The sequence below is a fragment of the Hymenobacter profundi genome, from assembly GCF_019334315.1.
Lineage (GTDB): Bacteria > Bacteroidota > Bacteroidia > Cytophagales > Hymenobacteraceae > Hymenobacter > Hymenobacter profundi.
The window spans coordinates 1-12,929 of the sequence record NZ_JAHWGL010000124.1; the positions used below are offsets into that span (position 1 = coordinate 1).

At 56.5% G+C, this 12,929-nt stretch carries 8 protein-coding genes; 6 read left to right on the plus strand and 2 right to left on the minus strand.

Translation table 11 applies throughout. The annotated features are described in order from the left end of the window. The first annotated feature begins 107 nt into the window (after positions 1-107). The 4 genes from KYK14_RS19660 to plsY all read left to right on the plus strand — a co-directional run bounded on the left by KYK14_RS19660 (position 108) and on the right by plsY (position 7,553). The gene (locus tag KYK14_RS19660; protein WP_246601947.1) at positions 108-494 is read left to right on the plus strand and encodes a 7(1) septoil knot domain-containing protein; all 387 of its coding nucleotides are present in this window, start codon (positions 108-110) and stop codon (positions 492-494) included. A 99-nt stretch (positions 495-593) separates the two neighbouring features. Further along, a complete protein-coding gene (prmA, locus tag KYK14_RS19665) occupies positions 594-1,424 on the plus strand; it encodes a 50S ribosomal protein L11 methyltransferase (protein WP_219161301.1) in 831 nt (276 codons plus the stop codon). Positions 1,425-1,453: 29 nt separating this feature from the next. Further along, entirely contained in the window at positions 1,454-6,766 is a 5,313-nt protein-coding gene (locus tag KYK14_RS19670; RefSeq protein ID WP_219161304.1) for a hypothetical protein, read from the plus strand. A gap of 145 nt (positions 6,767-6,911) precedes the next feature. Continuing rightward, a complete protein-coding gene (gene plsY / locus KYK14_RS19675) occupies positions 6,912-7,553 on the plus strand; it encodes a glycerol-3-phosphate 1-O-acyltransferase PlsY (protein ID WP_185282360.1) in 642 nt (213 codons plus the stop codon). A 100-nt stretch (positions 7,554-7,653) separates the two neighbouring features. Here the strand turns inward: plsY and KYK14_RS19680 are convergent, their stop codons facing one another. Next, positions 7,654-8,034, minus strand: coding sequence for a hypothetical protein (locus KYK14_RS19680; RefSeq protein ID WP_185282361.1), 381 nt, complete (start codon positions 8,032-8,034; stop codon positions 7,654-7,656). A 347-nt stretch (positions 8,035-8,381) separates the two neighbouring features. Between KYK14_RS19680 and KYK14_RS19685 the strand changes: the two genes are divergently transcribed. Then, positions 8,382-10,403, plus strand: coding sequence for an ATP-binding protein (locus KYK14_RS19685; protein WP_219161306.1), 2,022 nt, complete (start codon positions 8,382-8,384; stop codon positions 10,401-10,403). A gap of 120 nt (positions 10,404-10,523) precedes the next feature. Here the strand turns inward: KYK14_RS19685 and KYK14_RS19690 are convergent, their stop codons facing one another. Further along, positions 10,524-11,273: a LytR/AlgR family response regulator transcription factor gene (locus KYK14_RS19690; RefSeq protein WP_219161309.1), complete on the minus strand. Its 750-nt coding sequence runs from the start codon at positions 11,271-11,273 to the stop codon at positions 10,524-10,526. 243 nt (positions 11,274-11,516) lie between these two features. Between KYK14_RS19690 and KYK14_RS19695 the strand changes: the two genes are divergently transcribed. Then, positions 11,517-12,884 carry a dipeptidase gene (locus tag KYK14_RS19695; RefSeq protein ID WP_219161311.1) on the plus strand — a complete coding sequence of 456 codons (1,368 nt, stop codon included), beginning with the start codon at positions 11,517-11,519 and terminating at the stop codon, positions 12,882-12,884. The last annotated feature ends 45 nt before the right edge of the window (positions 12,885-12,929 follow it).

The window sequence follows — 12,929 nt, forward strand, 5'->3', positions numbered from 1 at the left end:
TCCTTCGACACTGGCTTGATGCGCCACATGCTCAGGATGACAGATAATCAGGATGACACGATAATAAAGATGAAACCAAAGCCGACCAAGTTGTTGTCTGCTCTGTTATGATGCTTGCTGAACTTTTCTTTGCCGGTTTTCTGACGCTCGCACCACCCGCGGCGCGGGTGCCATTTGCGGCACCCGCTAGAGTAGTAACCCTGAGTAGCGTAGACCCCTGCCGCATCTATGGCTCCATCTTCCTCGAAACCGACCCGCGCCGCCGCAATCAGTGTTTTGCCATCGTGTACGTGGAGCCAGAAACGGCTTTCACCAACCTCATGGTGTATAAAGAAGACAACAAGCTCTTTGCTGACCAGGCCGGCCTGTGGGCCTTCACCGACGCCCGCGACTTTGCCGACTACCGCATTTTTGTAACCGAAAATCGGAATCTGGCCGACTTCACAATTCATTATACCGATGTGCGTTCTTATGCTGGCTGCCGGCCGCAGTAGGGCGCACTCCACTAACCTCCGCAGATTTTCCTGCGAACTTGCCGCCCGAACCAACACGGGCGGCATTTTTTTTGCCTTCGCCCATTCTTTCCCCACACTATGGATTTTGTAGAAGTACGCGTTCAGGCCCCGCGCGAGCTGGCCGACATTCTGGTTGCCGAACTAAGTCAGGTAGGCTTCGATACGTTTGAAGACAACGACGAAGGCTTTTGCGCCTACACCACTGAGGACGTATTCAACCCCGACGACGTAGCCGAAATCATGAGCCGCTACCAGGGCACCGACGTCATCGAGTACGACCACCGCATCATCACCCGTCAAAACTGGAATGCCGAGTGGGAAAAGAACTTTCAGCCTCTCATCATTGCCGATAAAGTATCGGTGCGGGCGCCGTTCCACCCTAAGCCCGAAGGTGTGGAGTACGACATCGTGATTATGCCGCGCATGTCTTTCGGCACTGGCCACCACGAAACCACGGCCCTGATGATTGAAAATCAGCTGATGGTAGACCACCAAGGCAAGCGTGTGCTGGACATGGGCTGCGGCACGGGCATCCTGGCCATTATGGCCGGCATGCTAGGCGCCCGCGAAATCCTGGCTGTGGACGTGGAACCCTGGACCGTGGAAAACGCCCGTGACAACGTGCAGGACAATGGTTTCCCCGAGGCCGAGTGCCGCCTAGGTGGGGTAGAGGTGCTGGAAGGAGAGGCACCATTCGATATTATCCTGGCCAACATCAACCGCAACGTGCTATTAGAGGACATGCACGCGTATGCCACCCTATTGCCCGCTGGTTGCCCCATAATATTCAGCGGATTCTATGAAGAGGACTTATCCAAGATTCAAGAGGAAGCTAAGAAGCACGGATTAGCTTATCAATCAAATAGAAAGAAGAATAACTGGGTTTCGGCAATTTTTACGAAATTGTAGCCTGTTTAGTGGGTTTTGACGGTATCAGTATGAAAAAACAGGTTCTTGGCTGGCTTTGTGCGGTGATGGTAGGCCTGGGTGCACCAGCCTGGGCACAGCAAACTCGTCCGGCTGCGGGAGCGGCTACACCAGCCCCTCGGTTTGTGGGCAAGCTCTCTTCCGATCCAGCACAGTTCATGCAGGACGTGCAGGTGATGATGGCTTCGACCAACAATGCGGCGGCCAAAGCTTCGGGCGCTCGTTTGCAGGAGCTGTGGGCCAGCAACCGCCTCACGGCCACGCAGCAAGGCAAAACGGTGGCGCTGTCGCAGCAGATGCTGGCTAAAAATTTCAAGCCGCGTCCGCACCTTGAAATGCTGTACAACCTACTCGTAACGGCCAAAACCAAACAGAACTTCTCCGACCAGCAAATCGACGAGTTGCTGGATGTGCTGACCAAAACCGTAGATAAAGACGACCCGCGCAACGCGGAGAAATTCCTGCTAGCGGCTACGCAGTTCATCGAAACCCGCTACCTCTACCACTCGCGCTACAGCACATTGCGCGCCGATGGTGGCTCGTTCAGCTTTGCCTACAACGAGGCAGACATGCCGGCCTTTGCCGAAACGCTTCGGCCTACCCCCAAACCCGTAGCGCCCAAGCCAGAGCCAGCCAAGCCCGCGCCGACCCCTGCCAAAGCCGCGGCCAAACCAGTTGCGAAAGCCAAGCCGGCTCCCAAGAAGAAGGTCAGCAGTGGCTGGGACACCAGCGACTTGTGGAGCAGCAGCGACGGCAGCGGCTGGGGCGACACCGACGATGGTTGGGGAACCCCCGTTAAGAAGAAAACGCCGGCCAAACCAGCTGCTACCGCCAAGGCTACCCCCGCCAAAGAGGCGGCCGCCCCCGAGCCGGAGGCTGAACCAGAACCTGAATCATCGGCTGCGCCGTCCTACGTATTCGATTCGTACATGGCACCCAGTACCAAAGGACCCGTGCTGGTATTAAAAGACGTAGACCTGTACATGGCCAGCGGCGGCGACTCCGTGGTGTTGCGCAAAACCAGCGGCGCGGTGGTGCCCTCCAGCCACCACTTTGTGGGCGGAAACGGCGAGTTTGCTTGGACTGTGAACAACAACCCCGCTACCGCCGTGCTGGGACCGTACGATTTCGATATCAACAAAGCCGAGTTTAAAGCCGAGCCGGTGAAGTTCACCTACGCCGCCGTGTTGCAAGAGCCTATTTTGGGCGCGTTGGCGTATAAACTGGTCAAGAAAAAGCCGGGCGCTACCGACACAGGCTACCCGCGCTTTATCTCCCTCACCAACGATGCCCGCGTGAAGGACCTGGGCCAGGACATCCGCTATTACGGCGGCTTCTCCCTGGCGGGCTCGCGTATGTTGTCGGCTTCGCTGGATGGTAGCCTGTCGCGCATTTTGGTGGACGCCAACGGTAAACCTAAATTCCGGGCTTCGTCGAAAGCGTATGTGCTGGGCGACACGCTAATTTCGGCGGCGCGGGCATCGGTTACCATTTTTGAGGATAAAACAGACTCGCTCACGCACCCCGGCGTGAAGATGAAATTCTCGAAGCCGCGCCAGCTGCTGCAACTCACCCGCGAGGCGGGCTTGTATAAAAACACGCCCTACTACGATTCCTACCACCAAATGGAAATCGGGACGGAACTGGTGACATGGCCACTAAACTCGCCCGAAATCAACTTCTCGATGCTGACGGCCAAAAACCAGGTGACGGCTGATTTCGAGTCGCGCGAGTTTTACACCAACACGCGTTACCAGCAGATCAAAGCCATAAACAAGCTGCACCCCTTGCAGATGGTGGTAGGCTACAGCCAGCGCCACAACAATCAGAAGCTGATTACGGTGCAGGAAATTGCGCAGGAGCTGAACATCAAGGAGCCCAACGTACGCACTGCCGCCGCCGGCCTGGCCCGCGACAGCTACGTGCGCTGGCGCCCAGAAACCGACGAGATTGTGGTGCTGCCCAAAGCCACGCACTACGTAAACTCGGCGCGCAACAAGAAGGACTACGACCACCTAGCGATTAAGTCGCTGGCGCCAAAGGGTAACAACGCTACCCTGAACCTGAACACCAACGACCTGCTGGTGCGCGGGGTAGAGCGCTTCAACTTCTCCGACGACTCGGTGACGGTATATGTGAAGCCGGACTCCTCGATTATCCACATTCAGAAAAATCGGGGAGTGGTGTTCAATGGTACCGTGGTGGCCTCAGCCTTCGTGTTCAAGGGGCAGAAGTTCAAGTTCGACTATGATGGCTTCTACATCGACCTGACCAAGATTGACTCCATTATTGTGAAAGGCAAGGGCGCCAAAGGCTCGGTGATGAAGGCCCGCGTGCGCGATTTCAGCATTGCCAACCAGAAGGGCGAGTCAGCGGGTAAGCTCTATATCAATAGCCCCGACAACAAATCGGGCCGCAAGAAGCTAGGCGCCTACCCTGCCTTTGATGCCAGTACTGGCGCGGCCGTGTTCTTCAATAACCCCGACGTACTGGGCGGTGCCTACGACAGTACCATGTACTTCGACATTCCGCCGTTCCGTATCGATTCGCTCAATAACCGCAACCGCTCGGCGGTAGGCTTTGTGGGTACGTTTCACTCGGGCGGCATCATGCCCGATTTCAAGACCAAGTTGAGCTTGCAGGAAGACGGTGCGCTGGGATTCACCTACGACGTGCCTAAAGAGGGTTTTCCGCTTTATGGCGGCAAGGGCGTGCTGTTTAATAAGGTGAACATGAGTAACCGCGGGTTGCTAGCAAAGGGTAATATTAAATACCTAACCGGCGACTTCAGCAGCGACCAGTTTATCTTCTACAAAGACTCGGTAGTAACCGTGGGTAAGACCGGTACCATCACGCCGGGGCCGCTAAAGGGGGTAGAGTTTGCTAAGGTGACGCTGCAACCCGGTTATCAGATGAAGTGGGCCGTGCTACGCGACTCGATGTACCTGAGCACCCAGCGCGAGGGCGACGCCATGCGCTTCTACGACGGAAACTACAAGTTCAAGGGCACGGCTACGCTCACACCCGGCGGCCTCTACGGCAACGGCGGGCTTGATGGGCCGCAGTCGTTTATCCGCTCGCCGCAACTGGCCTTCAAGACCAAGAATTATAAGGGTAAGCAATCAACGTTGAGTATTAAATCGGCGGAGCCGAACAAACCGGCCCTGGTGGCGAATGAGGTAGCCTTTGAGTATGACTTGCAGAAAGGCTTTGCCGACTTCACCCGCGAGGAGGGGAGTAAGGCCAGCATCGAGCTGCCTTACTCTGACTACCGCACCACGCTGAGCGGTGGCCGCTGGGACTTCCAGAAAAAGCAGGTGCAGATGCGCGTGGCGCCCGGTGCCGATTCGTCGCGCTCCTATTTCTACTCCACTAAGCCTGAGCAGAACGGGTTGAAATTTCGGGCCAATACGGGTAGCTACGACCTGAGCCGCTACCGCCTGGTAGCCGGCGGCGTACCCCACATTGCCTCCGCCGATGCCTGGATTACGCCCGATTCGAGCAAGGTATACATCCTGGCAAATGCGCAGATGCGGCCGTTCCAGAATGCGGGTATTGTGATGGATACGCTGGCCAAGTACCACAACCTGTACCAGGGGGCTATTACAATTCAGTCGCGCACGGCCTTTAGCGGCAATGCCATGTTCAAGTACCAGACCGCTGCCGACTCGTTTGCCATCAAGTTCTCTAACTTCCACTCCGACTCCACCGCCATGCGGGGAGCACTAGCTACTACGGGCAAAACGGGTGGTGTGCTGGGAAAGCTGCGTGGCAATAAGAATGCGCTGAACGCTGGCCCGGCTTCGCCGCCTACTATTGCCGTGGGTGGTATTCAGGCCGCGGATAAGTTCTTGCTGGCGCCGCGTATTGCCTACCGAGGTAGCATGATTATGAACTCGCAGCAGCCAGGCTTTACGTTTGAAGGGCAAGCACACTTGCAATTTAGTGAGTTGCCTGGGACCTCCGATTGGTTTGCTGTGAAGGACAGTATCGACCCGAAAGACGTGCGTATTCACCTCAACGAGCCCAAAACAGAAGATGGTACGCCTATGTATACGGGGCTATTCATGTCCAGCGGCTCTTCCAAAATCTACCCTCTCTTTGTAGCAGCTAAGCCTAGCGCCGATGATCTGAACCTGTTTGCGGTGGACGGCGACCTACGCTACAACAGCAAGAAACGCGACTTCACCATCAGCCGTCACGACCCGGCGGCCACGGACATCTACGAAGGCGACGTGCTGACTTTCAACGATACTACGGCTGCTATCAACTTTCGGGGTAAGCTGAACCTTATCAATCCCAATAAAGATTATACCTTGGTAGCAGCTGGTTTAGGCTATGCTAAGCCTGATAGTGCTATTTACCAGTTGAATACGATGCTGGGCTTCGATATCAACATGCCCGATAAAGCCGTGCAGGCCATGGCCGACGACATTGCCAAAAACGCCAAGTTCGCGCCTCAAGCTTTGGATGGTTCCCGCGAAGACTTATATAAAATTGGAGAATTCGCTGGTAACAGTGCAGCCATAGCCTTTGATACGCGCAAGGGCAATAACGCGTCGCTGCTGAAGGTGTCCAACAAATTTACCTATACCATTCTGCTGAACAAAGTGAATCTGGTGTGGTCGGAGAAGCAGCGGGCGTGGTACTCAGAAGGAAAGATTGGCGTGGCCAACATCATGAGCAAGGATTTAAATGTGCTGATTGACGGCTACGTGGAAATCCGGAAGGATGAGAACGGCGACGTTGTGGAGCTGTACTTGGAAGCTGAGCCACAGACGTGGTACTACCTCAAGTATTCCAACAACCTGCTTCTTACCAAAGCCCAGCACGGTTCGTACGACGAGCTGATTGGGCAGAAAGCCAAAGGCGACTACAACACGGCGACTTCCTACGGTTTCTTCCTGGGTGATGACATGGAAGTGGAATCCTTCTTGACCCACTTCCGCAAGGACTACCTGGGCGAGACCGGTAAGCGCAAGGCGGTGGTGCAGTCGTCGGGCAGTACGGGCAACTTCGATTTTGTGGAGGACCCTGGTAAGAAGAAGAAAAAGAAGAAAGGCCAGGCCGACGAGGTTGCTGCTGACGGCAGCCAACCCGCTGATGAAGCGCCAGTGGAAGAACCCAGCAAAAAGAAGAAAAAGGCCAAAGAAGAAGTAGCGGCCGACGCAACAAACGCTGAGGCCCCGCCCGCCGAGGAATCGAAGAAAGACAAGAAGAAAAAGGAAGTCGCTACCGAAGCCAAGCCTGACGAGCCTACGGCAGACGATACCAAAAAGAAGAAAAAGAAACGCGCCGCCAACGACCCCTTTGGCGAAGACTAAGCAAGCAGCCCTACCTTGACAATCAGGGTAGGGCTGTTTCGTGCTGGTCGGTTTCGGGACCCTATCCTTTGTAGGTAGAAACCGTTGTGAAATAGGCAACCTTGCCAAAGCCTGTATCTTTGGTCGACTTCCTATTTCCTTCTTTATGTACTTTCTCTACATACTGGGCGCGCTGTTGGGCGCCTACTTGCTTGGCTCTATTCCCACAGCCCTATGGGTAGGGCGTAGCTTCTACCACCTCGACATCCGGGAGCATGGCTCCGGCAATTCGGGCGCTACCAACACGTTTCGGGTGCTGGGTAAGAAAGCCGGCTCCTTTGTGATGGCCGTGGATGTGCTGAAGGGCTGGCTGGCTACCTCGCTGGCCGCGTGGCTGGTGAGCCAACAGGCCGTTGCGCCAGGGCAGTTGCTCTACTTTCAGTTGGCTTGCGGCGTGCTGGCCGTGTTGGGACACATCTACCCGGTATTTGCGCAGTTTAGAGGCGGCAAGGGCGTGGCCACTATTTTGGGCGTGATGCTGGCCATTGCACCCGCCACGGTAGGCGTATGCATTCTGGTGTTCATCACGATGCTATTGTTGACGCGCTATGTGTCGTTGTCATCAATGACGGCGGGCGTGGCGTTTGCTGTATTGCAGCTGCTGCCCGCGTTCCGGCCCGATAATCAACTGCTATTGTGGTTCGGGTTTGTGCTGGCGGCGCTGCTGATCTACACGCATCGGGCTAACATCGGCCGCCTGCGCGCCGGCACCGAAAGCCGCGTGCCCATGCCGTGGGATAAAAAGTAAGCCAACGTAACAGAAGAAGCCGCCTCTGCGGCGGCCTACCCCAGGGTAGGCCGCCGCAGAGGCGGCTTCGGTTTAAAGGTAATGCTGCGTTAGTATAATACTACTTCAGTAACTCAGCACCCTGGCGCATTACGTCGCGGGCAATGGCCAGGTTGGTATCGCGGGCATTTACCACGAGGTAGATAAATTTCTTGCCTTCATCAGCAAGTCGGATGAGGTGCAACTGGTTGCTTAGCGTCATCAGGATGTCTTCGATCTTCTCACCGGCCAGCTTCAGCGCGGTCATCGCTTTTTGCTTTTGTTTCACTACCTCGGTGTTGTAGGCAGCAGCCGTTTCGGGGTTCAGGCTGGGCGTGTTAGAGTGCGAGGCCAGGGCCATGCCCGATTGTACGTCTACCACCGCTACTGCCATCAGACCGGGCAGCGAGTTGATGATTTCTTGTACAGTCTGTCCAGCGGGGGAGGAGGTAGAGTATGCCATAATGGTAAAAAGTAGGAGGGGAGTGATGCGTAAGTTTGTTTGTAGAAAAGAGTTGTTTGGTTCACAGAATCAGGTAAGCAGAGCGTGCAATGTGCCGCGCTGGCTTTGTTGCGCTGTTGACATTACAAGAGTACTGCGGAAGTTGACCCGCTGCTGGGATTTCTGCCGAATGGGCCGCTTTTTGTAGTGAACGGTCGTAGTTTTAGAGCGAATGAAACGCAGTGTGCCGTTGGATCATCAACCTCATTTTGACTCATGGTGCCTGAGAGCATTGTCCCTACCCTCGCCCCGGTAGGAACTCTACAATAGGTTACGCTGGTTGACGTGACGCTTCTATCGGTTTCTCTATGATGTCTACCTCCAGCCCTGTGCTTGCGCCCATTGATGCAGCAACGCGTATTGCGGAACTGGAGCAGGCCCTGCTCGTTGCAAATGAGCGGGCTGCTGCTGCCGAGCGCCGCTTGGCCGAAGCAACGGCCGCCAATAGCAAGACGAGTGGGTTTGGAATCGATCAGGTACTCTATGATTTGCCGGCTCCCGTGGCCGCGCACGACCTACACGGCCGGCTGCGGTTCTGCAATCTGGCGTTTGCCCTACTAGTGCAGCGGCCCATGACTAGCCTGGTAAATCAACTTCTTAGCGAAGTGATACCCACTGCTGAGTTGCCCGCCTACCTGGCGCAGGTAGGAGCGCCCGGCCAGCCCCTAACGGGGCAACTATCCCTACTGCCCATTGCCAACAAGCAACCCCGGCAACTGCTGTACCGCGCCCAACGCCTCGACCCGCCAAGCCAGGCGCCCTACGTGCTGCTCTGCGCCCTCGACGTGACGGAACAAGCACAAACTACAGCCGAGCTGCGCCGCGGCAAGGAAAAAGCCGAGGCCTCGGCGCAGGCCAAGGAAGCCTTTCTAGCTAACCTCAGCCATGAAATTCGTACGCCCATGAATGGGGTGCTGGGCATGGCGCGCCAACTCACCAAAACGCCACTCGATCAGGGTCAACAAGAACTACTGCGTATCATTCAGACCTCGGGCGAGCATTTGTTGGCGGTGCTGAACGAAGTGCTGGACATGACCAAGATCAGCTCGGCCCGCTTGGAACTGGAGCAGATGTCGTTTGATTTGCGGGAGTCGATGGAAGTAGCGTTGCAGCCGCTTGCTGTGCAGGCCGCCGAGAAAGGCTTGCTGTTCCATGCTACCCTGCTGCTTCAGCGCGAGCCGCTACCTCGCGTGATGGGCGACGCCTACCGGCTGAATCAGGTTTTGATTAACCTAGTATCCAACGCTATTAAATTCACGTCGGCTGGCGGCAGTATTTCCGTAGGGGGCTACCTGCTCAGCCAGACCGACACACACCTGACGGCCGGCTTCCGGGTTACGGATACCGGTATTGGCATTCCGGAAAATAAGCTCGACCATATTTTTGAGGATTTCGTGCAGGCCGGCACCGACACGGCCCGGCGCTATGGGGGTACGGGGCTAGGGCTAGGCATTGCCCGGGCGCTGGTGGAGCAGATGGGCGGCACTATCCAGGTGGAAAGCCAGGTGGAAAGCGGCAGCACCTTCCAGTTTACGGTGACACTGCCGCGGGCCGAGGGCGTCGAAACCACGCCACGGCCGGTGCTGACGGACACCGGGGCGCTGCGCAACCGCCGCGTGCTAGTGGTGGAGGATAATGGCATCAACCGGGAGGTAGTGCGCCGGCTGCTGCAAGGCTGGGGCGTACAGGTAGATGAGGCCGAAGACGGCCCTACCGCACTGCTCCTGCACACCGAAAACCTTTACGATGCGGTACTGATGGATATTCAGATGCCGGGTATGAGCGGTGCGGAAGCCACGACGCACATTCGGCTGCACCCCGATTCCGCGCGGGCGCAAGTGCCGGTGCTGGCTCTCACCGCCAACGCCTTCCGCTCCGATCTGGACCGCTACCTCAAAGCCGGCATCAACGATTGCCTGACCAAGCCTTTCAAGGAAGAAGAGTTTTACCACAAACTGGTGGGGCTGCTGCAAATCCCGGCGTCTGCCTACGATCTGGCGCAGGTATACGAGTTGGCCGATGGCGAAAAAACCTTTGTGCAGCGCATGGTGCGCTCGTTTTTGCTGCACATACCACCCATTCTGCAACAGATGCAGGATGCCGCCGCCGCCGAGTACTGGATGGAGGTAGCCAGGCTGGTACATCACATCAAACCCAACCTCATTCAGTTTGGGGTAGCGGGCATTGCGCAGCCCTTGGAACTACTGATAGACCCACCCCGCCCGGGTGCCGAGGACCAAAAGTACCGCGCAGCCGCCGTGCAACAGCTGATACGGCAGGTAGAGCAAGTGCTACATGGGTTGACCGAGGAAATGTCGGGTGTTGCGTAAAAATCGCCCGGTGCCGTGTCATGCTGAGCTTATCGAAGCATCTATACCGCGGCAGTAGTTTCAGCCGAATGATTTATAGGTAGAGTACCTCAGTTCTATTGCACTCAGCCTGACAGCTGTTTATAACGCTTGCAACCGCTGCACCAGTTCCTCTTGGTAAGCACGGCTCACAGGCACCTCATGCGTCCCGAGCTTCAGCATATTGTCTTCCAGCGCCTGCACGCGGTGCAGGTTCACGATATAGGAGCGGTGCACGCGCACGAAATGCCGAAAGGGTAGGCGCTCTTCCATGTTCTTGAGCGTACCGCCCACGATGTGCTTTTGCTTATCGGTTACCAGCACCACGTAGGTTGATAGGGCTTCGATGAATAGCACGTCCTCAAAATTGATGCGCAACAGCCGGCCATTTGTCTTCACAAACAAGTCGGTACCAGTAGCCGAGAGGTCGGTGGGTACAGTGGGCGCGGCGGGGGTAGGAGAGGCAGGTAACGCGGCGCGGTACTGTTCCGTTACCCGGTCGATGGCCTGGCAAAAACGGGCGTAGTTGACGGGCTTTACCAGGTAGTCGAGTACGCGCAACTCAAACGCATCCACGGCAAAAGAGGCGTGCGTGGTGACCAGAATCACGGCGGGCTTGGGGTCAGGCAGCAGCTTCACCAGCTCCAAACCGCTGATATGGGGCATTTCGATGTCGAGCAGCAACACGTCTACCGGGCTGCCGGCACGCAGGTAGGTGAGGGCCTCTATAGCATCTGGGAACGATGCAGCCAGCGTGAGCTGGTCGTGGCGCTGCACGGCGCGCTCCAGCGTGAAGCGGTTGATTTCGTTGTCATCGATGATGACGCAGGTAAGCAGAGCGGCGGTAGACATAACTAGATGGATAGGTATAGCAGGTGTTCGGACAAGTAGTGGACAATGCGGATACCGCTTTCCTATCTACGTGCAACGGCAAAAGTAGGGAAGCTTTCGTGCTTGATGGCAGTGCCAAAAGATGTGCAGCCATAACCGAAAGCACGTAGTAGATACAAAGTCCCTTGCCGAACTTGCCTACTTTCGCATTGCCAACTGATTGTCTAACGCCGGGCGCGTGGCACGCGCCCCTACCCACACAATATGCCTACCTACCTCGAAGAAAACCAGAATCGTTTCATTCACGAACTCATCGACTGGCTCCGCATTCCCAGCGTTTCCGCCGACCCTAAGTTTCATGGCGACGTGCTGCAAGCCGCCGATTTCCTGAAACAGCGCCTGGAAGAAGTTGGCGTAGAAAACGTGGAGCTGTGCCAAACCGCCGGCAACCCCATTGTGTATGGTGAGAAGCTGGTTGACCCCACCCTACCCACCGTACTCGTCTACGGCCACTACGACGTGCAGCCCGCCGACCCCTACGAGCTGTGGGACTCACCGCCGTTTGAGCCCGTAATCAAAGACGAGAAAATCTACGCTCGTGGTGCCTGCGACGACAAAGGCCAGGTATACATGCACGTGAAAGCCTTCGAGGTGATGCAGCAGCAGGGCGGCGTGCCCTGCAACGTGAAGTTTATGATTGAGGGCGAGGAGGAAATCGGGTCCAACAACCTGGCAATCTTCGTCAAAAACAACAAGGAAAAGCTGAAGGCCGATGTTATTCTGATTTCGGATACCGGCATCCTCGCCAACGATCTGCCCAGCATTGAGGTAGGGCTGCGCGGCCTAAGCTACCACGAGGTGGAAGTGACCGGCCCCAACCGCGACCTGCACTCCGGCCTTTATGGGGGCGCCGTGGCTAATCCCATCAACGTGCTGTGCAAGATGATTGCCTCCTTGCACGACGAGAACAACCACATTACCATCCCCGGCTTCTACGATAATGTGGCCACGCTGAGCGCTGAGGAGCGCGCCGACCTCAACCGCGTACCTCACTCCGATGAAGAGTTCAAGCAGAGCATCGGCCTACCCGCCACCTATGGCGAAACCGGCTACACCACCGTGGAGCGCACCGGCATCCGGCCTACCCTCGATGTGAACGGCATCTGGGGCGGCTACATTGGCGAGGGTGCCAAAACCGTAATTCCGTCCAAGGCCTTCGCCAAAATCTCGATGCGCCTAGTGCCGCACCAAACCTCCGACGAAATCACGGCCTTGTTCCAAGAACACTTCACCCGCATCGCGCCCGAGGGCGTAACGGTACAGGTGCGCCCCCACCACGGCGGCGAGCCCGTAGTAACGCCCACCGACTCGGTGGCCTACCAGGCCGCCGCGCAGGCCATGGAAACTACCTTCGGCAAACGCCCGGTGCCTACCCGCGGTGGCGGCTCCATCCCCATTGTGGCCATGTTCAAGTCAGAGCTAGGCATTGATTCGGTGCTGTTTGGCTTTGGGCTGGATTCGGATGCCATCCACTCGCCTAACGAGCACTACGGCGTGTTCAACTTCCTAAAGGGTATCGAAACCATTCCGCTGTTCTATCAGAACTATGCTGCGCTAGAAAAGGCGAAGTAGAACTTCCATATACTACTCTTCAACAAAAAGCCCACCTACAAGAGG